This is a genomic window from Mycobacterium sp. NGS69 (genome assembly GCF_059812165.1).
Window position 1 is genome coordinate 496,611 of record NZ_JCALCD010000002.1, and the last position, 22,664, is coordinate 519,274.

Annotated in this window: 21 protein-coding genes; 14 read left to right on the top strand and 7 right to left on the bottom strand. The window is 70.5% G+C overall.

Going from position 1 to position 22,664, the window contains the following annotated elements:
* The first annotated feature begins 91 nt into the window (after positions 1-91).
* Both AC5Y2S_RS07730 and AC5Y2S_RS07735 read left to right on the top strand, forming a co-directional pair.
* On the top strand, positions 92-847 hold the full coding sequence (locus AC5Y2S_RS07730) for a YebC/PmpR family DNA-binding transcriptional regulator (protein WP_499955147.1): 756 nt from the start codon (positions 92-94) through the stop codon (positions 845-847).
* Positions 844-1,458, top strand: coding sequence for a class I SAM-dependent methyltransferase (locus AC5Y2S_RS07735; protein WP_499955149.1), 615 nt, complete (start codon positions 844-846; stop codon positions 1,456-1,458). The genes AC5Y2S_RS07730 and AC5Y2S_RS07735 overlap by 4 nt, the downstream gene beginning before the upstream one ends.
* Here AC5Y2S_RS07735 and AC5Y2S_RS07740 read toward each other — a convergent pair.
* Genes AC5Y2S_RS07740 through AC5Y2S_RS07760 form a run of 5 tightly spaced genes read right to left on the bottom strand, consistent with a single transcriptional unit; the run spans position 1,455 to position 5,032 of the window.
* Positions 1,455-2,990, bottom strand: coding sequence for a polyamine aminopropyltransferase (locus AC5Y2S_RS07740; protein ID WP_499955151.1), 1,536 nt, complete (start codon positions 2,988-2,990; stop codon positions 1,455-1,457). The two genes, AC5Y2S_RS07735 and AC5Y2S_RS07740, sit on opposite strands and share 4 nt — an antisense overlap.
* Positions 2,987-3,442: a DUF350 domain-containing protein gene (locus tag AC5Y2S_RS07745; protein WP_499902284.1), complete on the bottom strand. Its 456-nt coding sequence runs from the start codon at positions 3,440-3,442 to the stop codon at positions 2,987-2,989. The genes AC5Y2S_RS07740 and AC5Y2S_RS07745 overlap by 4 nt, the downstream gene beginning before the upstream one ends.
* Before the next feature lie 33 nt (positions 3,443-3,475).
* Entirely contained in the window at positions 3,476-3,907 is a 432-nt protein-coding gene (locus AC5Y2S_RS07750; RefSeq protein ID WP_499955153.1) for a DUF4247 domain-containing protein, read from the bottom strand.
* Positions 3,904-4,410, bottom strand: a complete 507-nt coding sequence (locus AC5Y2S_RS07755) for a DUF2617 family protein (RefSeq protein WP_499955155.1) — start codon at positions 4,408-4,410, stop codon at positions 3,904-3,906. Before AC5Y2S_RS07755 ends, AC5Y2S_RS07750 begins: the two co-directional genes overlap by 4 nt.
* Before the next feature lie 10 nt (positions 4,411-4,420).
* Positions 4,421-5,032, bottom strand: a complete 612-nt coding sequence (locus tag AC5Y2S_RS07760) for a DUF4178 domain-containing protein (protein ID WP_499902281.1) — start codon at positions 5,030-5,032, stop codon at positions 4,421-4,423.
* 144 nt (positions 5,033-5,176) lie between these two features.
* Here AC5Y2S_RS07760 and ruvC point away from each other — a divergent pair, with 144 nt between their 5' ends.
* From ruvC to AC5Y2S_RS07790, 6 genes are all read left to right on the top strand, one after another.
* Complete coding sequence (ruvC, locus tag AC5Y2S_RS07765; protein ID WP_499955157.1) at positions 5,177-5,746, top strand: crossover junction endodeoxyribonuclease RuvC; 570 nt, start codon at positions 5,177-5,179, stop codon at positions 5,744-5,746.
* Entirely contained in the window at positions 5,743-6,333 is a 591-nt protein-coding gene (ruvA, locus tag AC5Y2S_RS07770) for a Holliday junction branch migration protein RuvA (RefSeq protein ID WP_499955159.1), read from the top strand. The genes ruvC and ruvA overlap by 4 nt, the downstream gene beginning before the upstream one ends.
* On the top strand, positions 6,330-7,388 hold the full coding sequence (gene ruvB / locus AC5Y2S_RS07775; RefSeq protein WP_499955161.1) for a Holliday junction branch migration DNA helicase RuvB: 1,059 nt from the start codon (positions 6,330-6,332) through the stop codon (positions 7,386-7,388). Before ruvA ends, ruvB begins: the two co-directional genes overlap by 4 nt.
* Positions 7,389-7,458: 70 nt before the next feature.
* A complete protein-coding gene (locus tag AC5Y2S_RS07780; RefSeq protein ID WP_499955163.1) occupies positions 7,459-8,109 on the top strand; it encodes a hypothetical protein in 651 nt (216 codons plus the stop codon).
* Between the two features lie 120 nt (positions 8,110-8,229).
* The gene (locus AC5Y2S_RS07785; protein ID WP_499955165.1) at positions 8,230-8,616 is read left to right on the top strand and encodes a DUF1304 domain-containing protein; all 387 of its coding nucleotides are present in this window, start codon (positions 8,230-8,232) and stop codon (positions 8,614-8,616) included.
* A gap of 126 nt (positions 8,617-8,742) precedes the next feature.
* Positions 8,743-9,417 carry a hypothetical protein gene (locus tag AC5Y2S_RS07790; RefSeq protein WP_499955167.1) on the top strand — a complete coding sequence of 225 codons (675 nt, stop codon included), beginning with the start codon at positions 8,743-8,745 and terminating at the stop codon, positions 9,415-9,417.
* 58 nt (positions 9,418-9,475) lie between these two features.
* On the opposite strand, the gene car is transcribed toward AC5Y2S_RS07790, so the two are convergent.
* Together car and gabT are read right to left on the bottom strand one after the other, a co-directional pair.
* Positions 9,476-12,973, bottom strand: a complete 3,498-nt coding sequence (gene car, locus AC5Y2S_RS07795; RefSeq protein WP_499955169.1) for a carboxylic acid reductase — start codon at positions 12,971-12,973, stop codon at positions 9,476-9,478.
* Positions 12,974-13,102: 129 nt separating this feature from the next.
* Positions 13,103-14,452, bottom strand: coding sequence for a 4-aminobutyrate--2-oxoglutarate transaminase (gene gabT / locus AC5Y2S_RS07800; protein ID WP_499955171.1), 1,350 nt, complete (start codon positions 14,450-14,452; stop codon positions 13,103-13,105).
* Between the two features lie 160 nt (positions 14,453-14,612).
* On the opposite strand from gabT, the gene yajC reads away from it, so the two are divergent.
* From yajC to AC5Y2S_RS07830, 6 genes are all read left to right on the top strand, one after another.
* Positions 14,613-14,960 (top strand): preprotein translocase subunit YajC, encoded by a 348-nt coding sequence (gene yajC, locus AC5Y2S_RS07805; RefSeq protein WP_499955173.1) that lies wholly within the window; start codon positions 14,613-14,615, stop codon positions 14,958-14,960.
* Positions 14,961-15,030: 70 nt separating this feature from the next.
* Complete coding sequence (secD, locus tag AC5Y2S_RS07810; RefSeq protein ID WP_499955175.1) at positions 15,031-16,803, top strand: protein translocase subunit SecD; 1,773 nt, start codon at positions 15,031-15,033, stop codon at positions 16,801-16,803.
* Positions 16,804-16,806: 3 nt separating this feature from the next.
* Positions 16,807-18,048: a protein translocase subunit SecF gene (secF, locus tag AC5Y2S_RS07815; protein ID WP_499955177.1), complete on the top strand. Its 1,242-nt coding sequence runs from the start codon at positions 16,807-16,809 to the stop codon at positions 18,046-18,048.
* A gap of 5 nt (positions 18,049-18,053) precedes the next feature.
* Complete coding sequence (locus AC5Y2S_RS07820) at positions 18,054-19,712, top strand: ABC transporter substrate-binding protein (RefSeq protein WP_499955179.1); 1,659 nt, start codon at positions 18,054-18,056, stop codon at positions 19,710-19,712.
* Positions 19,694-20,239, top strand: a complete 546-nt coding sequence (locus tag AC5Y2S_RS07825) for an adenine phosphoribosyltransferase (RefSeq protein WP_499955181.1) — start codon at positions 19,694-19,696, stop codon at positions 20,237-20,239. The genes AC5Y2S_RS07820 and AC5Y2S_RS07825 overlap by 19 nt, the downstream gene beginning before the upstream one ends.
* 64 nt (positions 20,240-20,303) lie before the next feature.
* On the top strand, positions 20,304-22,664 hold the full coding sequence (locus AC5Y2S_RS07830) for a RelA/SpoT family protein (RefSeq protein ID WP_499955183.1): 2,361 nt from the start codon (positions 20,304-20,306) through the stop codon (positions 22,662-22,664).

Consider the following 22,664-nt stretch of genomic DNA (forward strand, 5'->3'; position numbering starts at 1 on the left):
TGGCGTGACGCTCGGCCGCATCTAGCGCCCACGTAGACTCGTTGGGCGAGTTATCGAGCACCAGAATGCAAAAGAAGAGGTAGCAACACCGATGAGCGGCCATTCCAAGTGGGCCACCACCAAGCACCAGAAGGCCGTCAAGGACGCCCGCCGCGGCAAGGAGTTCGCCCGGCTGATCAAGAACATCGAGGTCGCGGCCCGCACCGGCGGCGGTGACCCGGCCGGCAACCCGACGCTCTATGACGCGATCCAGAAGGCCAAGAAGACCTCGGTGCCCAACGACAACATCGAGCGTGCCCGCAAGCGCGGCGCGGGCGAGGAGGCCGGCGGCGCGGACTGGCAAACCATCACCTACGAGGGCTACGCGCCCAACGGCGTGGCGGTGCTGATCGAGTGCCTGACCGACAACCGCAACCGCGCCGCCAGCGAGGTGCGGGTCGCGATGACCCGCAACGGCGGCACCATGGCCGACCCCGGGTCGGTGGCCTACCTGTTCTCCCGCAAGGGCGTGGTCACGCTGGAGAAGAACGGCCTGACCGAAGACGACGTGCTGACCGCGGTGCTCGATGCGGGCGCAGAGGACGTCAACGACCTCGGCGAGAGCTTCGAGATCATCTCCGAGCCGACCGACCTGGTCGCGGTGCGCACGGCGCTGCAGGACGCCGGCATCGACTACGAGTCGGCCGAGGCCAGTTTCCAGCCGTCGGTCAGCGTCCCCGTCGACCTCGACGGCGCCCGAAAGGTGTTCAAGCTCGTCGACGCGCTGGAGGACAGCGACGACGTGCAGAACGTCTACACCAACGTCGACCTCTCCGACGAGGTGCTGGCCGCGCTGGACGAGGAGTGACCGAGCCACCCGTCGTCAACCATCACGCCGACCACCCGGGCTTCGGCGGCCCGATCGGTCTGGTGACCGCCCTCGGCATGCTCGTCTTGGGTCGCGGTAACGCGCGCCTGGCCGTCGATCTTGCCGGGGTGTCTGACGCCGACCGCGTCGTCGACATCGGTTGTGGCCCAGGCAATGCCGCGCGGGCCGCCGCCGCGCGGGGCGCGCGGGTCGTCGGGGTGGATCCGTCCCCGGTGATGTTGCGTCTGGCCCGCGCCGTGACGCGTGACCGCCCGAGGATCACCTGGTCCCCGGGCGGGGCCGAGGCGCTGCCCGTCGCCGACGGTTGGGCCACCGTCGCGTGGTCGCTCAAGACGGTGCACCACTGGAAGGACGTCACCGCCGGGCTCGCCGAGCTGCGTCGCGCGCTCGCGCCGTCGGGGCGGTTGCTGGTGCTGGAGCGCCGGGTGCAACCCGGGGCCACGGGCCTGGCGAGCCACGGCTGGACCGAGGAGCAGGTCGAGTCGTTCGCGGCGCATTGCCGGGCGGCGGGCTTCGCCGATGCGCGCGTCGAGGAGCGTCCCCAAGGCCGGGGCGCGGTGTGGGTGGTGCGGGCGCAGCAACCCGCCTAGTCGTACCCGTGCCGCATGTCCTCGACGACGCGCGGGTTGTCCAGGGTCGACGGCTCGAGCGGGCGGGCCCCGATGTCGCCGGCGAAGACGGTGGCCGCGTCGAGCACCGGCTGATTGAGGAAACGCAGCGGGGGAGCGTCGGGCGGCACCCTCGGCGCCGGCGCGGCGGGGCCGCGCTGCGCCAGCGCGAACCCCCAGTCCCCGAAGGTCGGCACGTGCACGTGATACGGCGTGACCGCGTACCCGGCGGCCTGGATCGTCGACACCGTGCGCCAGAACGCCGTCCGCGTGGAAAACGGGCTGCCCGCCTGCACGACCATCAGCCCGCCGGGGGCCAGCGCGCGGGCGGCCAGCGCGTAGAACTCGGTGGAGTACAGCCGGCCCAGCACGGGCGTGTCGGGGTCGGGGAGGTCGACGATCACCGCGTCGAATCCGGTTTCCGAGGCGCCGCGCAGCCAGGTCATCGCGTCGCCGATGACGACGTGCACGCGCGGGTTGTCCAGCGAGCCGGCGTTGGCGTCGCGCATGGTGGTGCGCGCCAGCTCGATGACGGCTGGGTCGAGCTCGACCTGCACGATCTTGCCGACGCCGGGCTGGCGCAGCAGTTCGCGCGCGGCCAGGCCGTCGCCGCCGCCCAGCACCAGCACCGAGCGGGCGCCGCCACCCAACGCCGGGTAGACCAGGCTTTCGGTGTAGCGGTACTCGTCGCGGGTGGAGAACTGCAGGCCGCCGTCGAGGTAGAGGCGCATGTCGTTGCCGCGCCGGGTCACCACGATCTCCTGGTACGCGGTGCGCCGGTAGGCGACGATCGGGTCGGCGTAAAGCCTTTGCCTGCTTGTGGTTTCGATGTCGGCCGAGCGCACCAGCAGCGTGGCCAGCAGTCCGAGCGCGGCGGCGAGCGCGCACAGCGCCGTGGCCAGCTGCCGCCCGGAAACGATGCGGCGCAGCAGGAAGACCGCTACGACGGCCGCCGCCGCCAGGTTGATGATGCCCGTGGCCGCCGCGCCGCGGATCATCCCGAGGTGCGGCAGCAGCACGAACGGCCAGACGAGCCCGCCCAGCAACGCCCCGAGGTAGTCGGCGGCGTTGAGGTTGGCCAGGGTCCGGCCGGCGTCGGCGGCGCGCGCCGTGCGCCCGCGCTGCAGCAGCGTCATCAGCAGCGGCACCTCGGCGCCGACCAGGCCGCCGATCAGGGCCGTGCCCGCCGCCAGCACCCACGTCGAGCCGATCGAACCGTCCAGGAACGCGAACACCGTGTACAGCGCGGCCGCCGACAGGCCGCCGATGATGCCCAACAGCGCCTCGACGGCGATGAAGGCGATCGCCGCGTGCGCCAGCAGCGGCTTGGCCAGCAGCGCGCCCGCGCCCAGCGCCGCGATGTAACCCGCGACGATCAGCGACGTGGCGACGATGCCACCGCCGTTGAGGCTGGCCGACAGCGTCAGCAGCGCGAGTTCGTAGATGATGCCGCAGGCCGCGCAGGCCGCCACGGCGGCCAACAGGACGGCGCGCCAACGGCCCTGGGACGTCATGACACCGCCGCGGCGGTCACCCCTCCCACGGCCAGCAATATCAGGGCGACCGCGAAGGACCCGGGGTGCAGGGTGGGCTCGTCGATGTGCTCGTGGAAGTTGCCCGGGATCAGCAGGTGCATCGCCAGCAGCGCTATCCCCAGCAGGATCACACCCATCAGCCCGTACACCGCCACACCGAGCAGCCCCTGGCCCAGCTGGCTGTAGCTGTTGGCGATCGCGGTGATGATGACGACGGTGAGCGAGATGTACATCGCGCCCGCGACGATGACGGCGTTGGGGCGGCGATCGATGAACACCAGTCGGCGCAGGTTTCCCGGGGTCAGCCAGTCGACCATGTAGAACCCGACGAAAAGCACCGCCATCCCGACGGCGAAATAGAGGATGGTCGCGACGGCGCCCCTGAAGACGGGATTGACGTCGACATTGCCGATCTCGACGGCGAGGTTCATCGTTGTCTCCTTTGCGTTTACTGCCTTAGGTCGTCACTTGGTCCCGCCGGGGCCGCCGGGGGTGCCGCCGGCGCCGCCCGACGGGGATCCGGGGAAGAACCCGGGGCCCAGGAAGATGAACGCGCCGTGGCTGTATCCGGCGCTCAGCGGTTCGACGCGGATGCTGCACGGATTGTTGCCGTCGGGCCCGACGATCACGATGTTGTTGCTGTAGCGCAGGTATTCGCTGTCGCCGTTGGCGGCGCGCGCCTCGGGGGCCTGATAGTCGGCGAGCGCGTCGGCCACCTGATCGGGAGATCCGCTGCACTGGTAGCGCGTTCCGTTCACGTCGTGGGAGTACTCGTGGTAGTGGCTCGCGATGTAGGACCCGATGTCCTTCTGCTGCAAGATGATTCCGAAGATCAGGGACACGACGGCCGCGACGGCCAGCGCCCCGGAGATCAGGAACAGGCGGTTGCGGCTCACGGGCGCCACCGGCTGTCGGTGTGCACCACCACGCCGCCGGAGCCCGGCTGCGGGTACAGATGCCAGGTCTGCCAACGCCATCCGGCGCCGTCGGGCTCGGCGGCCAGGGCGGTCAGCGCGGCGTCGTCGCCGGGGAAGGTGCCTCCGAGCCAGCCCGGTCGCCGCGCGCAGCGTTCGCGAAGCTCGCCGGCCAGCCGGCGGAAGCTCGCCTCGTCGTGCGTCTCGGTGCGCGACCGCAGGCGGTAACCGGGCGCGTCGGTGCGCCGCGGCAGGTCGCCGCCGATGCCGCGGGCGGTGCACGAAACCTGTTCGGAGAAGCGGCCTTTCGCGTGCTCGACCGCGACGACATGCGACGCGCCGAGCACGCCGAGCAGCAGCGCGCCGCCGCCGGGATGCTCGAGGGAACAGGTGGCCAGCGGCGCCGGCGCGGGCGCGTTGAGCGCGAGCCCCAGCCTTTCCCCGGATACGTCCGCCGGGGTCACGGCGAGCTGATGGAGGGGCACCGACGCGCTCCTATGGGGAGGAGGGTGGGGGCGCTGGGTAGACGGTCAACTCGCCGGGCACCACGGACTTGCCCGTCGAAACCTCCCAGGGCATGTCCGGGGCCCAGCGCTCGAAGGAGAGCAGGGCCGTCTCGTCGGCGTTGGTGCAGTCGAGGAATTCCATCTCACCGCCGGCCGGCAGGCCGGTGGTGCCCTCGGTCGTGTAGGACGCCCGCCCACGTTCCGTTTCGTGAAACGCCACGCCGTCGATGACGTACTGGTCGCCCGGCTGCAACGAAAGGTCCTTGCGGGTCACCCACATCGCCAGCTCCAGGCGCCCGTCGTCCTCCTCGACGCTCAGCCAGATCGGCTGGTCGCCGCCCTCCAGCAGGTGCTCCCACCACACGAACGGGCCCTCGCGGAACGTCACCGACCCGCGGACCACCAGGTCGACTCCGCCGTAGCTGACGATGGCGCCGGGCCCGAGTTGGCGGGGCCCGAACTGCGGCATGGCGTTGAACGACAGCGGATCGGCCCGCCCGGCCGAGCGGGCCGGCTTCTTGGGCCGCCGCAAAGCGATGACCAGCACCACGACCGACGCGATGAACAGCACCGCCGCGAGGACGAGCAGGAGTGTTCCCACGCCAAACCTTCCGTTGCCGCAGTGCTTGAGCGAAACGTGGGCTATAAGTTAACAGCTTTTGCCCGGCGGCAGCGTGTCCTGCCGGGCGCCGTCGGTGTCGCCGGTTAGGCTATCGAACAGCTGTTCGTACGAAGGAGCCGGCAAATGCGCGTGATGGGCGTCGACCCGGGGCTGACCCGATGCGGCCTGGCGGTCGTGGAGAGCGGCGGCGGGCGCAACGTCGTCGCGCTCGACGTCGACGTGGTGCGCACCGCGTCGGACGCGCCGCTGACCAAGCGGCTGCTGGCCGTCAGTGATGCCGTCGAGCACTGGCTGGACACCCACCGGCCGGACGTGGTGGCCATCGAGCGGGTGTTCTCCCAGCACAACGTGTCGACGGTGATGGGCACCGCGCAGGCCGGCGGCGTGGTTACGCTGGCGGCGGCCAGGCGCGGCATCGACGTTCACTTCCATACCCCCACCGAGGTGAAGGCCGCGGTGACCGGCAACGGGTTCGCCGACAAGGCGCAGGTCACCGCGATGGTCACCAAAATCCTTGCGCTGCAGACGAAACCGACGCCGGCCGACGCGGCCGACGCGCTGGCGCTGGCGATCTGCCACAGCTGGCGGGCGCCGATGATCGCCCGGATGGCCAAGGCGGAGGCCCTGGCGGCGCAGCAACGGCACGCCTACCGGGCCAAGTTGGCGGCGAAGCGGAAGGCGGTCGCCCGATGATCGCGTCGGTGCGCGGTGAGGTGATCGAGGTGGCGCTCGACCACGTCGTGATCGAGGCGGCCGGCGTCGGTTACCGGGTCAACGCGACGCCGTCGACGCTGGCGACGCTGCGGCAGGGGACCGAGGCCAGGCTGATCACCGCGATGATCGTGCGCGAGGACTCGATGACGCTGTACGGGTTCACCGACGCCCAGACCCGCGACCTGTTCCTGACGCTGCTGTCGGTGTCGGGGGTCGGGCCCCGGCTGGCGATGGCGACGCTGGCCGTGCACGACGCCGCCACGCTGCGCCAGGTGCTGCACGACGGCGACGTCACCGCGCTGACCCGGGTGCCCGGCATCGGCAAACGCGGCGCCGAGCGGATGGTGTTGGAGTTGCGCGACAAGGTCGGCGGGGTCGTGGCCGGGGGCGCAACGCTGGTCAACGGCCACGCGGTGCGCAGCCCCGTGGTGGAGGCGCTGGTCGGCCTGGGTTTCGCCGCCAAGCAGGCCGAGGAGGCCACCGACAAGGTGCTGGCCGGCGATCACGACGCGACGACGTCCAGCGCGTTGCGGGCCGCCCTGTCCCTGCTGGGTAAGTCGCGATGACGGACGACGACTTTTCCGACTATTCCGAACGCGACGTCTCGCCGGCGCTGACCGTCGGCGAGGGCGACATCGACGTCAGCCTGCGGCCCCGCTCGCTGCGGGAGTTCATCGGGCAGTCGCGGGTGCGCGAGCAGCTGCAGCTGGTCATCGAGGGCGCCAAGAACCGCGGCGGCACACCGGATCACATCCTGCTGTCCGGCCCGCCGGGGCTGGGCAAGACCTCGCTGGCGATGATCATCGCGGCGGAGCTCGGCTCGTCGTTGCGGGTGACGTCCGGCCCGGCGCTGGAACGGGCCGGCGACCTGGCCGCGATGCTGTCCAACCTGGTCGAGCACGACGTGTTGTTCATCGACGAGATCCACCGCATCGCGCGGCCCGCCGAGGAGATGCTCTACCTGGCCATGGAGGACTTCCGGGTCGACGTGGTGGTCGGCAAAGGGCCTGGGGCGACGTCGATTCCGCTGGAGGTGGCCCCCTTCACGCTGGTCGGCGCGACCACCCGGTCCGGCGCGCTGACCGGCCCGCTGCGCGACCGGTTCGGATTCACCGCGCACATGGACTTCTACGAGCCCGCCGAGCTGGAGCGGGTGCTGGCCCGGTCCGCCGGGATCCTCGGCATCGAGCTGGGCGCCGACGCGGGCACCGAGATCGCGCGCCGCTCGCGGGGGACCCCGCGCATCGCCAACCGGCTGCTGCGCCGCGTGCGCGACTTCGCCGAGGTCCGCGCCGACGGCGTGATCACCCGCGACGTGGCCAAGTCCGCGCTGGCGGTCTACGACGTCGACGAGCTCGGCCTCGACCGGCTGGACCGGGCGGTGCTGTCGGCGCTGACCCGCGGCTTCGGCGGCGGCCCGGTCGGGGTTTCGACGCTGGCGGTGGCGGTGGGCGAGGAGCCCGCGACCGTCGAGGAGGTGTGCGAGCCCTTCCTGGTGCGGGCGGGCATGGTCGCGCGCACCCCGCGTGGCCGGGTGGCCACCGCCCAGGCCTGGACGCACCTCGGCCTCACCCCGCCGGCCGGGGCGGCCGGCCTGGGGCAACCGGGCCTATTCGACTAGCGCCGGTTACGCCACCGCCGACCCGGGTACCCGGTCAGCATCAGCAAACCGCTCGGCGGAGGAGATTCTGATGAGGCGCACTGGTCCTGACTATGAAAGCCCACGCACGGCATACATGCCACGCACCCGCGGTGCGGTGTCCGGGCTGCTCCTGATCCTCTTGGGTGCATGGGGGGCGCTGGCCCCGTTCATCGGACCCCTGATCAGGTGGACGTATTCCGTCGACCCGGCCTGGACGTGGACGGCCGCCAAAGGCTGGCTGGAGGTGTTGCCCGGCGTCGTCGCCGCGGTGGGCGGCCTGATCCTGCTCGTCGCGGGCAGCCGGTCCAGCGCCATGCTCGGCGGGTGGCTGGCGGTGTTCGCCGGCGCCTGGTTCGTGGTCGGCCGCGCTTTCGCCGCGACGCTGAACATCGGCGACGTCGGCCAGCCGGTGGCGGCGACGGACCTGAAACGGGCGCTGCTCGAGGTCACCTACTTCACCGGGCTGGGCGCGCTGATCGTGTTCCTCGGCGGCGCCGCCCTGGCGCGCGTCGCGGTCCGGCATGCGCGCGACGTCCGGGATGTCGCAGTGGCCGAACCGGCACCGGTCGCCGCGACGCCGGCACCGGAACCGGCCGGGTACGACGAATCACCTCGCGACGTGCGGGCCGACGAGCCCGCCCGCGGCGGCTTCTTCCACCGCGGTGGCCTGTTCCGCCGGCACCATCACGCCGGCGTCTAGTGCCAGCCCGCTGACCGCGCGAGAGCACCGGTAGTTCCTGAGGGGCCGCCGGTGCTTTTGCGCGCCAGGGCGACGGCGGCTCGGTATGGTTCTTGGGTCTTCGACTAGCGAGGAGGAGCGATGATCACCGCCGGGTTGGTGTTCGCCGGGCTGGCCGCCCTACTGCACGTGTACATCTTCACGATGGAGTCGCTGACCTGGACCTCGGCGCGCACCCGCGCCATCTTCGGCACGACGCCCGAGGAGGCCGAGACCACCCGGCTGCTCGCCTTCAACCAGGGCTTCTACAACCTGTTCCTCGCGATCGTCACCATCCTCGGCATTCCCCCGGTGATCATGGGCGACAAGGCCGTGGGCGTCGCGCTCGTTCTCGCCGGCGTGGGATCCATGGCCGCCGCCGCGATGGTGCTGCTGTTCTCCGCGCGTGACAAGGCGCGCGCCGCGGTGATCCAGGGCACGCTGCCGGTGATCGCCATCGTGCTGCTGGTGCTCGGCCTGTCCTGGTAACACCAGGAACAGCAGCCCCACTGGTCACGCTTTGCCGCTCCTTCTGCCCGCGCGGTGTTATATCGCGGCCGGGTCGGGTACTCCCGGGGGGCCGGAAATCGGCCCGGCTTCAATTGAGGAGATGGAATGAAATACGCAGATAGGGACCATCCAGGCGCGTTGACCATGCCGCGCTCGCGCGGCGCGATCAGCGGATTGATCCTGGTGATCCTCGGCGCCTGGGGTGCGTTGATCCCGTTCGTCGGTCCGCACTTCAACTTCGCGTACACGCCCGACCGCGACTGGGCGTGGACGACCGCGCGGGGCTGGCTCGAGGTGCTCCCGGGCGGCGCCACGGTGGTGGGGGGACTGCTGCTGATCGTCGCCGGCAACCGCATCGCCGCGATGCTGGGCGGCTGGCTCGCGGTGCTGTCCGGCGCCTGGTTCGTGGTCGGCGGGCAGATCGCTCCGCTGCTGGGCATCGGATCCGCCGGCGACCCGATCGCCGCGACCGAACGCAAGCGGGCCGCGCTCGAGGTTTCCTACTTCTCGGGTCTCGGCGCGCTGATCATCTTCGTGGGCGGGGTGGTCCTGGCCCGCACGGCGGTCCGGCTCGCGCGCGACGTGGAATCACTGGGCTATGGCGAGTCCGATGCAGCTGCGCCGGGCGGGGAGCCTGCGTATGCGTCCGGCCTCGAGGAGTCGTCCGCGGTGTCGTCGGGCGCGCTGACCAAGCCCCGCATGGAGCGTGGCTGGCGCCGCCAGCGCGAAGCGGGGTCGCCGAACGCGGCGTACCTGCGCTGGCCGCATCCGCAGGGCTGAGTCTCCGGATAAAGCGAATCGCCCCGCCCCGAAGGGGGCTGGGCGATCGCATTGGTGTTTACAGCAGTCCGAGCAGCTGCAGGTCGGTGACGTACTTGACGATGATCGGCGGACAGACATGCGGAATGTCTTTGTCCGGGCCGATTTTCGCCTCCTGCACCGCGGCGCGGAACCGGTCGGTCGGCGCCAGCGAACCCCGCAGCGGCTTCTCGGGCTTCTGGTAGTTGTGCAGCAGCGGCAGCAGCGAGTACTGGCGCTGGCGTTCCGGCAGGGCCCGCATCGACCCCTCGAACCGGCGCAACCACTCGCCGTGCTCGGCGACGCGCTGGATCGGGTAACCGGCGTCGATCAGCCAGTCGACGTACTCGTCGAGGCCGATGCCGTCGTCGTAGGGGTTCATCACGTGGTACGTCTCGAACCCCTCGGTCGGCACCAACGTGGAGATCGCGGCGGCGATGAACTCGACCGGAAGGCCGTCGTAGTGCGCCCGCTGCCGGTTGCCGTCGGCGTCCAGCTCGTAGAACGAACCGGGCGCGACGCCGGTGGCGACCAGGCTCAGCATCATCCTGGTGAACATGTCGGGCAGGTTGAGCTGGCCCGCGTAGGTGGTGTCGGCCAGGATCATGTCGCACCGGAACACCGCCACGGGCAGGCCGCACAGGTCGTGCGCCTCGCGCAGCAGCACCTCGCCGGCCCACTTGCTGTTGCCGTAGCCGTTGGCGTAGGCGTCGTTGATCGCCCGCGTCGGGCTGATCTGCCGGACGTCGGCGTCCTCGACGAACTTGCCCGGCTCGATCTGGTCGCCCACGCCGATCGTCGACACGTAGACGTACGGCTTCTGCCTGGTGGTGAGCGCCAGCCGGATCAGCTCGGCGGTGCCCAGCGCGTTGGGCCCGAACAGCTCGCTGTACGGCAGCACGTGGTTGACCAGCGCCGCGGGGTCGACGATCAGGTCGACCGTGTCGGCCAGCCGCTGCCAGGTCTGCCGGTCCAGGCCGAGGTCGGCCTCGCCCTTGTCGCCGGCGACGACCTCCAGGTGGTCGGCCGCCAGCGCCCGGTAGTGGGCCAGCAGCTCCGGGTCTCCGCTGTCGAAGGTCTTGTCGAGCCGCGCGCGGGCCTCTTCGTCGGAGCGGGCCCGCACCAGGGCGATCACCTTGCCGTCGACCAGGTCCATCCGCTCGAGCCATTCCAGCGCCAGGTAGCGGCCCAGGAAGCCGGTCGCGCCGGTCAGCAGGACCGTCCGCACCTCGGAGGTGGGCTTGGGCAGCTCCGGCGCGGCGGTCAGCGTCGACGCCTCGAGGAACTTGTCCAGCGTCAGGTCGGCGGCGTGCACCTCGGTCGCGTCTTCCTTATTTGAAAAGCCGTGCACCGAGGCGAAGCTGGGCCGCTTGGTGCCCGTGCGCTGGCCCTCGATGTAGGTGGCGATCGCCGCGAGGTCGTTGGCGGGGCTGACGATCACGCCCACCGGCACGTCGACGTCGAAGATCTCGTGCAGCAGGTTGCCGAATGTCAACGCCGACAACGAGTCTCCGCCCAGGTCGGTGAAGTGCGCGTCCGCGGACAGGTCGCCGGCCGCGCTGCCCAGCAGCGCGCCCGCGGCCCGGGTGACCGTTTGCAGCGCCGGCGCGTCGGCTCCGCTGCGGCGCAGCTCGCTGAGCTCGTGGGCCTGGCCCTCGGCCAGCTCGGCGTAGAGCTGTTCCAGCCGCTCGCCGTAGTGCTGCTTCAGCTTCGGCCAGGCCAGCTTGCGGATGCCGGTCAGCAGACCGTTCTCCAGCGTGAAAGGCGTTGTCTCGATGATGAAGTCGCGCGGCACCTCGTAGGACTGCAGGCCGGCGTCCTTCGCGACGTTCTGCAGCGAGTCGGCGATCAGCGGCTTGAGCGACTGAATGTCGTTGGCCGCCAACGCCTCTTCGGTCGGCACCACGACGGCCAGCAGGTACGGGTGGGCGCTGTTGCCGTAGACGTAGATCTGGCGCACCAGCGGGCTGTTGCCGAACACCGCCTCCAGCTTCGCGACGGTGACGAATTCGCCCTGCGCGAGCTTGAGCACGTTGTTGCGGCGGTCGACGTAGACCAGCTTGTCGGGGGCGACCTCGGCGACGACGTCGCCGGTGCGGTAGTAGCCGTCCTCGTCGAACACGCCGGCGGTGACCTCGGGCCGCTTGTAGTAGCCGGGGAACATGTTGTTGGTCTTGAGCAGCAGCTCGCCGCGCGGGTACGGCCGGTCGGTGGCGAAGTAGCCCAGGTCCGGGACGTCGACCAGCTTGTAGTCGATCACCGGCGGGCGCTGCACCTCGCCGTCGAACAGGACCATCCCCGCCTCGGTGGACCCGTAGCCGTCCAACAGGTGCATCTCGAGCAGGGACTCGACCCACTCGCGCAGCTCCGGGGAGGTGGGCGCCGAGCCCGTCATCGCGAAGATGAACCGGCCGCCCAGCAGGTACTGGCGCAGCTCGTCCATCACCTGGGCCTCGCCGTCTCCGCGGTCGACCCGGCGCTGGTACTCCGCGTAGATGGTCTCCCAGATCCGCGGCACGAAGTTCATCTCGGTGGGCCGGACCAGCTCGAGGTCCTCCAGCAGCGTCGAGAGGTCGCTGCGGGCCGCGAAGTAGGCCGTGCCGCCGTTGCCGAGGGTGCCGTAGAGGATGCCGCGCCCCATGACGTGGCTCATCGGCATGAAGTTGAGGGTGATCGACGCGGCGCTCGGCCCGAACCAGTTCCGGGCCGACCGGCACCACATCTTCCCGACGTTGCTCGCCGGGTACATCGCGCCCTTGGGCGCGCCGGTGCTGCCGGAGGTGTAGATCAGCAGGGCCAGGGGGTCGGCTGAATTTTCCGGGTCGGCGCCGCCACCCGGCGCCTCGGGCAGCTCACTCCCGCGCTCCAGCAGGTCGGCCAGGGTCTCGACGGCGACGGCGGTGTCGGCCAGCCGCGCGCGGGCGGCCTCGACGGCCTCGCGCTCGTCGTCGGCCTCGGGGTGGTAGTCGAACACGACCAGCTTGGCCGGCGCCTGCCCGCCCAGGATCAGCTCGACGGCGTCGGGCAGCTGGTTCACGCTGGCCGCGATCACGCTCGGCTCGGTCTCGGCCACGATCGGCTGCAGCTGGGTGATCGCGGCGCTGGTCTGCAGCGGCACCGACACGGCGCCGATCATGCCGAGCGTGATGTCGATGGTGGCGTAGTCGACGCTGTTGAAGCCGAGCACGCACACCCGGTCGCCGGGCCGGACCGAGTCGTGGGCCAGCGCGCGGGTCAGCGCGCCGACGCGGTCGCGCAGCTCGCCGTAGCTGACGGTCTCGTAGCGGGGGAGCAGCTCGAGCGACGTGCGTCCGGTCTTGGCGTCCTTGACGAACTCGACGGCGCGCTGCCCGAGGGCCGGGCGGTCGGCGTAGCCCTCGAGCACAGTCTGGATGATCTGCGGCAGGCGCAGTCCAGGCTGCTCAAGGGCCTCGGCGACGGCCGGGTCCGGTCGGGCGGCAGCGAACTGTGCGTCGTTGGCGGTGAGGTCGTCGACGCGGCGGGCGAGCCATTGTTCCTGCGTGGTGGTAGTCGACATAAAGGTTCCCTTTAACGCGTAAGCACTAGGTGATTGGGTCGCGCGACGTTGCGCTGATGTCAAAAACGTTAGCAAAACTAACGGTATTCCTCAACGAGCCCGCCCGGGGTGTGATGTTGCACACCGGCGCTAGAGCTCGCTGAGAAGACCGGTCAGGGTGTCGACACCCTCGGTCAGCAGCTCGTCGCTGATGGTCAGCGGTGGCAGTAGCCGGATGACGTTGCCGAACATCCCGCACGTCAACACGATCACCCCGGCCGCGTGGGCGGCCTTCGAAAGCGCTTCGGTCAGTTCGGGGTTGGGGTCCGCCGTCCCCGACTTCACCAACTCCACGGCGATCATGGCGCCGCGGCCACGAACGTCACCGATCCGGTCGTCGGATGCCTGGACCCGCAACAGCGGCTCGGTCATCAGCCGTTCCAGCTGCCGCGCCCGCTCGATCAGGCCGTCGCTCTCGATGGTCGCGATGGTGGCCAGCGCCGCCGCGCACGCCACCGGGTTGCCGCCGAACGTGCCGCCCAGCCCGCCGACGTGCGGGGCGTCCATTATTTCGGCGCGGCCGGTCACCGCCGACAGCGGCAGCCCGTCGGCGATGCCCTTGGCGGTGCAGATCAAGTCGGGTTCCAGGCCGGCCGGGCCCTCGTGCTCGCAGGCGAACATGGCGCCGGTGCGCGCGAAGCCGGTCTGCACCTCGTCGGCGATGAACACCACGTCGTTGCGGCGGCACCAATCCAGCAGGGTGGGCAGGAATCCCTCGGCCGGCACGATGAACCCGCCCTCGCCCTGGATCGGCTCGATCAGGACGGCGGCCAGGCTCTCGGCGCCGACCTGGCTCTCGATCACCCGGATCGTCCGCGCGGCGGCCTTCGCGCCGTCGGTGGCCAGTTCCTTGTCGAGCAGGCCGTCCCGATAGGGATAGGACAGCGGGGCGCGGTAGATCTCCGGGGCGAACGGCCCGAAGCCGCTCTTGTAGGGCATGGACTTGGCGGTGAGCGCCATCGCGAGGTTGGTGCGCCCGTGGTAGGCGTGGTTGAACGCCACCACGGCCGGCTTGCGGGTGTAGGCGCGCGCGGCCTTGACGGCGTTTTCGACCGCCTCGGCGCCGGAGTTGAACAACACCGAGCGTTTTTCGCCGGAGCCCGGGGTGATCCGGTTGAGCTCCTCGGCGACGGCGACGTACTCCTCGTACGGCGTCACCATGAAGCAGGTGTGCGTGAAGTCGGCGACCTGCGCGCGCACCGCGTCCACCACCCGCGGCGACGAATTGCCGATCGTGGTGACCGCGATGCCGGACCCCAGGTCGATGAGCCGGTTGCCGTCGACGTCCTCGACGATGCCGCCGCCGGCGCGCGCGACGTAGACCGGCAGCGAGACGTTGACGCCGTGGGACACAGCCGCGGCCCGGCGCGTGTTGAGTTCCAGCGATGTGGGACCGGGGATTTCGGTGACCAGCCGGCGAGTCTGCTCGAGGCTGGCCACGACGTCCTCCTCACCGCGGCGCGAGTGTCACGTCGCGCGTCAAGCCTATCTGGTCGGCCGCGACTCAGCGGGGCCAGTCATCGGCCACCCGGGGTGCTGGCAGACTGGCCGTTACTGGTCGTTTCGAGCCCCGGAACGCCGAATAAGAGAGATAGGCGCGATGAATAGTTTGGTCATGTTTTTGCCGTTCGTGCTCATCATGGTCGGCTTCATTTACTTGCAGGGGCGCCGGCAGAAGAAGGCGACGCAGGCCACCATCGACCTGCACGACTCCCTGCGCCCCGGGGACCGCGTGCACACCACGTCCGGTCTGGAAGCCACCGTCGTCGCCCTCACCGACGACACCGTCGACCTGGAGATCGCCTCCGGCGTGGTCACCACGTGGATGAAGCTGGCCATCCGCGACAAGATCCTGCCCGAGGAGCCCACCGGGGCCCACGAGTTCGGCGACGACGACGGCGCCGACGACTTGGAGGAATCCGACGGGCTGACCGACCCGGGCCGGTAGGTGACAGGCACGTAGGCTTTTCTAGGCTCTGCCGGGGCAAGAAACCGATTCGCGAGGAGATACGAGGAAAGTGGCATCGTCATCGGCGCCGGTGCACCCTGCCCGCTACCTGTCGGTGTTCCTGTTGCTGCTGATCGGTGTCTACCTGGCGGTGTTCCTCACGGGCGACAAGCGGGCAGCGCCCAAGCTCGGCATCGACCTGCGGGGCGGCACCCGCGTAACGCTGACCGCGCGCACGCCCGACGGTTCCCGGCCCAGCCGGGAGGCGCTGGCGCAAGCGCAGCAGATCATCAGCGCCCGGGTCAACGGCCTGGGCGTGTCCGGTTCGGAAGTCGTGGTGGACGGCGACAACCTGGTCATCACGGTGCCCGGCAACGAGGGCAACGAGGCCCGCAACCTGGGCCAAACCGCTCGCCTCTATATCCGGCCGGTGCTCAACTCGATGCCGGCGCAGGCCGCCCAGCCCAAGCCGCCGGCCCAGGCGCCCCCGGGCGGGCCGGCGCCCGGCCAGCAGCCGGCGCCGGGCCAGCCTGGCGGGGCGCAACCCCAGCCGCCCGCTCAACCGGCGCAGCCGGCGCCGCCCGCGCAGCCGGCGCCGCGCCCGCAACCGCGGCCCTATCCGCAGGACCCGCCCCCGGGCCCGGCGCCCAGCCCGGCACCGGCGCCGCCGCCCGAGGCGCCCGCTCCGCCGCCGGAGGCGCCCGCACCGCCGGACCCACGCAAGGACCTGGCCGAGCGCATCTCCGAGGAGAAGACCTGGCGGCAGAGCACCCGCCAGGGCATCCAGTTCCTGGCCCTGCAGTTCCAGGCGACCCAATGCGATAAAGACGACATCCTGGCCGGCAACGACGACCCGGCGCTGCCGCTGGTGACCTGCTCGACCGACCACAAGGTCGCCTACCTGCTGGGGCCGTCGATCATCAGCGGCGACCAGATCGCGGACGCTACGTCGAGCCAGAACCAGCGCGGCATCGGCTACGTCGTCGACCTGCAGTTCAAGCCCGCGGCGGCCAACACCTGGGCGGACTTCACCGCCGCCCACGTCGGCACCCAGACCGCCTTCACGCTGGACTCCCAGGTGGTCAGCGCCCCGATGATCCAGGAGGCCATCCCCGGCGGGCGCACCCAGATCTCCGGCGGTCAGCCGCCGTTCAACGCCACCACCGCGAAGCAGCTGGCCAACGTCCTGAAATACGGGTCGCTGCCGCTGTCCTTCGAATCATCGGAGGCCCAAACCGTCTCGGCGACACTGGGATTGACCTCGCTGCGGGCCGGCCTGCTCGCCGGCGCGATCGGCCTGGTCCTGGTTCTGGTTTATTCGTTGCTGTACTACCGGGTGTTGGGTTTGCTCACCGCTTTGTCGCTAACCGCTTCCGGCGCAATGGTTTTCGCGATCCTGGTGATCCTGGGCCGCCAGATCGACTACACCCTGGATCTGGCGGGCATCGCCGGCCTGATCATCGGTATCGGCACCACCGCCGACTCGTTCGTGGTGTTCTTCGAACGCATCAAAGACGAGATCCGCGAGGGTCGTTCGTTCCGGTCGGCGGTGCCGCGGGGCTGGGTGCGGGCGCGCCGGACGATCTTGTCGGGCAACGCGGTCACCTTCCTGGCCGCCGCGGTGCTCTACGCCCTGGCGATCGGCCAGGTGCGGGGGTTCGCCTTCACCCTGGGCCTCACCACGCTGCTCGACACCGTGGTGGTGTTCCTGGTGACCTGGCCGCTGGTCTACCTGGCGTCCCAGTCTGCGACGCTGGCCAGGCCGGCCTACAACGGCCTGGGCGCCGTGCAGCAGGTCGCGCGCGAACGCCGGGCCGCGGACGTGAAGACGGGACGGGGATAGGGCATGAGCGCCGCCAAGGATGCGACCGCGCTGACCGACAGCGCCCAGCTGCCGCACCACAATTTCATCTCCCGGCTCTACACGGGCACGGGCGCGTTCGAGGTCATCGGGCGGCGTCGGCTGTGGTACGGGATCAGCGGCGCGATCGTCGCGGTCGCGCTCCTCAGCATCGTGCTGCGCGGCTTCACCTTCGGGATCGACTTCAAGGGCGGCACCACCGTCTCGATGCCGCGCGGTAGCGCCCAGACCGCGCAGGTCTCCGAGGTCTTCGCGAAGACGATCGGCAAGGACGCGGAGTCGGTGGTCATCGTCGGCAACGGCGCCTCGGCGACGGTGCAGATCCGTTCGGAGACGCTGACCAACGACCAGACCACCAAGCTTCGCAACGCGTTGTTCGACGCCTTCCAGCCGAGGGGCACCGACGGCAAGCCGAGCAAGCAGGCCATCAGCGACTCGGCGGTGTCGGAGACCTGGGGCGACCAGATCACCAAGAAGGCGCTGATCGCGCTGGTGGTGTTCCTGGCGCTGGTCAGCCTGTACATCACCATCCGCTACGAGCGGTACATGGCGATCTCCGCGCTGACCACCATGGTTTTCGACCTGACCGTCACCGCCGGCATCTACTCACTGGTCGGCTTCGAGGTCAGCCCCGCCACGGTCATCGGGTTGCTGACCATCCTGGGTTTCTCGCTCTACGACACCGTCATCGTGTTCGACAAGGTCGAGGAGAACACCCGCGACTTCCAGCACACCAACCGGCGCACCTTCGCCGAGCACGCCAACCTGGCGATCAACCAGACGTTCATGCGCTCGATCAACACCAGCCTGATCAGCGTGCTGCCGGTGCTGGCGCTGATGGTCGTGGCGGTGTGGCTGCTGGGTGTCGGCACGCTGAAGGACCTGGCGTTGGTCCAGCTGGTCGGCATCCTGGTGGGCACCTACTCGTCGATCTTCTTTGCCACCCCGTTGCTGGTCACCCTGCGTGAACGCACCGAGCTGGTGCGCACCCACACCCGCCGGGTCCTCAAGCGGCGCGGCCGCTCCGACGACTCGGCCGTCGAGATCTCCGAGACCGCCGCCGACGAGCCCACGGAAGCGTCTGAGGCGGCCGAGCCGGCCGAGGCGTCCGAGGCGTCCGAGGCCCCCGCCAAGGCCGCCCCGAGCAAGCCGGCGCCCGGCGCGCGCCCGGTGCGCCCCACCGGGACCCGGCGCCCCACCGGCAAGCGAAACGCAGGCCGGCGGTAGGCCAGATGGTGGGGGCCGGCCGGGGGAACCTGAGGGGGACCGCGGCGGCTGCGTTGGCCGCGACGCTGCTGGCGGGCTTCGCGCTGACCGGGTGTTCGGGCAGCGCCGCCTCGAACGTCGACTACGTGGTCGACGGCCCGTTGGCCACCTACAACACCAACACCGTCGCCGGCGCCGCGTCGGCGGGGGCGCAGGCGTTCGCCCGCACGCTCACCGGCTTCGGCTATCACGGCCCCGACGGCCAGGTCGTCGCCGATCGCGACTTCGGCTCCGTCTCGGTCGTGAGCGGGTCTCCGCTGGTGCTGGACTACCAGATCGCCGACAACGCCGTCTACAGCGACGGCAAGCCGGTGACCTGCGACGACCTGGTGCTGGCCTGGGCGGCCCAGTCGGGCCGGTTTCCCGGCTTCGACGCCGCCACCCAGGCTGGCTACGTCGACATCGCCAACGTCGAGTGCGTCCCCGGCCAGAAGAAGGCTCGGGTGTCCTTCGCCCCCGACCGCGCCGTCGTCGACTACGCCCAGCTGTTCTCCGCGACCTCGATCCTGCCGTCGCACGTGATCGCCGATCAGCTCAACGTGGACGTGACCGCCGCGCTGCTGAGCAACAACGGGCCGGTGGTGGCGCAGATCGCGAAGCTGTGGAACACCGGCTGGGACCTCAAGCCCGGTGCCGACGTCAAGCGCTTCCCGTCGTCGGGGCCGTACAAGATCGAGCGAATCCTGGACGGCGGCGCGGTGGTGCTCGTCGCCAACGACCGGTGGTGGGGGCCCAAGGCGGTCACCAAGCGGATCACCGTCTGGCCCCAGGGGCCCGACATCCAAGACCGGGTCAACGGCCGCAGCGTCGACGTCGTCGACGTCGCGGCCGGTTCCTCCGGCGCGCTGGCCACCCCGGACAACTACGAGCGCGCCGATTCGCCGTCGGACGGCATCGAGCAGCTGATCTTCGCGCCGCAGGGGCCTCTGGCGCAGCCCAAGGCCCGCCGCGCGTTCGCGTTCTGCACGCCGCGCGACACGATCGCGCACGACGCCGGGGTGGCGATCGCCAATTCCCGCCTGCAGCCGGCCACCGAGGACGCCATCGCGGCCGGTGAGGGCGCTGCCGAAGCCGGCCCGTTCGGCAAGGCCGACCCCGCCGCCGCCCGCGACGCGCTGGGCGGCGCGCCCCTGCCGGTGCGCATCGGCTACCAGGGGCCCAACGCGCGGCTGGCCGTGACCGTCGGGACGATCACCAAGTCCTGCGCCCCGGCCGGCGTCACCGTCACCGGCGTCCCGCTGGACACCTCCGGGCCCCAGGCGCTGCGCGACGGCAAGATCGACGTGCTGCTGGCCAGCACCGGCGGGGCCACCGGCAGCGGGTCGACGGGCTCGTCGGCCATGGACGCCTACGCCCTGCACAGCGGCAACGGCAACAACCTGTCCGGCTACAACAATCCCCAGGTCGACGCGGCGATCAGCGCGCTGGTGGTGTCGGCCGACCCGGCCGAGCGGGTCAGGCTGCTGGCGCAGGCGGCCCCCCTGCTGTGGGCCGACATGCCGACCCTGCCGCTGTACCGGCAGCAGCGCACGCTGCTGACATCGAAGAAGATGTACGCCGTGACCAGGAATCCGACCAGGTGGGGAGCCGGCTGGAACATGGATCGATGGGCGTTGGTCGAGTGACGCGCGTCCCGGTGGCCGACTTGATCGCGTCGCTGACGCGCGACGTCGCCGATTTCCCGCAGCCCGGCGTGCAGTTCAAGGACCTCACCCCGCTGTTCGCCGACCGGGGCGGGATGAACGCGGTCGTCGACGCGCTGGCCGAGATCGCGGCCGGCGCCGACCTGGTGGCCGGCATCGACTCCCGGGGGTTCCTGGTCGCCGCGGCCGTCGCAGGCCGGCTGGGCACCGGCGTGCTGGCCATCCGCAAGGCCGGCAAGCTGCCGCCGCCGGTGCACGCCGAGCGCTACGACCTGGAGTACGGCAGCGCGACCCTGGAAATCCCGGCCGACGGGATCGATCTGCGCGGCCGAGACGTTGTCGTCATCGACGACGTGCTGGCCACCGGCGGCACGCTCGGCGCGGCCGCCCGGCTGTTGGAGCGGGCCGGGGCGCACGTGACGGCGGCCGCGGTGGTGGTGGAGCTCGTCGCGCTGGGCGGTCGCGAGGCGGTGGCGCCGCTGCCGGTGTACAGCCTGAGCCGCGCGTAGCGCGCGCTCGACGCGGCCGGAAAGGCGGACTTTGGAGATATCCTCGACTTCGGAGGTGACAATCGTGGCGGACGACCAGAGCACGACGCAGGCCGTTGCGCCGCCCATCGACGAGACGCCGGTCGTCGAGCCCTCGGAGGCGCCGACCGAGACGCTGAAGACCTCCAGCAGCGCCTCCCGCCGGGTCCGGGCCCGGCTGGCACGGCGCATGACCGCGCAGCGCAGCACGCTGAACCCCGTGCTCGAGCCGCTGGTGGCGGTGCACCGGGAGATCTATCCCAAGGCGAACCTGCAGCTGCTGCAGCGGGCGTTCGAGGTCGCCGACGAGCGGCACGCCACCCAGCTGCGCCACTCCGGTGACCCCTACATCACGCACCCGCTGGCCGTCGCGAACATCCTGGCCGAATTGGGCATGGACACCACCACTTTGGTGGCCGCGCTGCTGCACGACACCGTCGAGGACACCGGCTACACGATCGAGGCGTTGAGCGAGGAATTCGGCGAGGAGGTCGGCCACCTCGTCGACGGCGTGACCAAGCTGGACCGGGTGGTGCTGGGCAGCGCCGCCGAGGGCGAGACCATCCGCAAGATGATCACCGCCATGGCCCGCGACCCGCGGGTGCTGGTGATCAAGGTCGCCGACCGGCTGCACAACATGCGTACCATGCGCTTCCTGCCGCCGGAGAAGCAGGCCCGCAAGGCCCGCGAGACGCTGGAAGTCATTGCGCCCCTTGCCCATCGGCTAGGCATGGCCAGCGTCAAGTGGGAGCTGGAGGACCTGTCGTTCGCGATCCTGCACCCCAAGAAGTACGAGGAGATCGTGCGGCTGGTCGCCGGACGCGCGCCCTCCCGCGACACCTATCTGGCCAAGGTCCGCACCGAGATCGTCAACACCCTGGGCGCGTCGAAGATCAAGGCGACGGTCGAGGGCCGGCCCAAGCACTACTGGTCGATCTATCAGAAGATGATCGTCAAGGGCCGCGACTTCGACGACATCCACGACCTGGTCGGCATCCGCATCCTGTGCGACGAGATCCGGGACTGCTACGCCGCGGTCGGCGTCGTCCACTCGCTGTGGCAGCCGATGGCGGGCCGGTTCAAGGACTACATCGCCCAGCCGCGCTACGGGGTGTACCAGTCGTTGCACACCACCGTCGTCGGGCCGGAGGGCAAGCCGCTGGAAATCCAGATCCGCACCCGCGACATGCACCGCACCGCCGAGTACGGCATCGCCGCGCACTGGCGCTACAAGGAAGCAAAGGGCCGCAACGGCCTTCCGCATCCGCACGCCACCGCCGAGATCGATGACATGGCCTGGATGCGTCAGCTGCTCGACTGGCAACGGGAGGCCGCCGACCCGGGCGAGTTCCTCGAGTCGCTGCGCTATGACCTTGCGGTCCAGGAGCTCTTCGTGTTCACCCCCAAAGGCGACGTGATCACGCTGCCGACCGGGTCGACGCCGGTGGACTTCGCCTACGCCGTGCACACCGAGGTCGGCCACCGCTGCATCGGCGCCCGGGTCAACGGCCGCCTGGTGGCGCTGGAACGCAAGCTCGAAAACGGGGAAGTCGTAGAGGTTTTCACGTCCAAGGCGCCCAACGCCGGGCCGTCGCGGGACTGGCAGCAGTTCGTGGTGTCCCCGCGCGCCAAGACGAAGATCCGCCAGTGGTTCGCCAAGGAGCGCCGCGAGGAGGCGCTGGAGGCCGGCAAGGACGCGATGGCGCGCGAGGTGCGCCGCGGCGGACTTCCGTTGCAGCGCTTGGTAAACGGCGAGTCGATGGCCGCGGTGGCCCGCGAGCTGCACTACGCCGACGTGTCCGCGCTCTACACCGCGATCGGTGAGGGGCATGTGTCGGCCCGCCACGTCGTGCAGCGGCTGCTGGCCGAGCTCGGGGGCATCGACCAGGCCGAGGAGGAACTCGCCGAGCGGTCCACGCCGACCACCATGCTGCGGCGCCCGCGCAGCAGCGACGACGTCGGCGTCTCCGTCCCCGGCGCCCCGGGCGTGCTGACCAAGCTGGCCAAGTGCTGCACGCCGGTGCCCGGCGACCAGATCATGGGATTCGTCACCCGCGGCGGCGGGGTCAGCGTGCACCGCACCGACTGCACCAACGCCGCGTCGCTGCAGCAGCAGGCGGAGCGCATCATCGAGGTGCTGTGGGCGCCGTCGGCGTCGTCGGTGTTCCTGGTGGCCATCCAGGTCGAGGCGCTCGACCGGCACCGGCTGCTGTCGGACATCACGCGGGTGCTGGCCGACGAGAAGGTCAACATCCTGTCGGCGTCGGTCACCACCTCGGGCGACCGGGTGGCGATCAGCCGGTTCACCTTCGAGATGGGCGACCCGAAGCACCTCGGGCACCTGCTCAACGTCGTGCGCAACGTCGAGGGCGTGTACGACGTCTACCGCGTGACGTCCGCAGCCTGA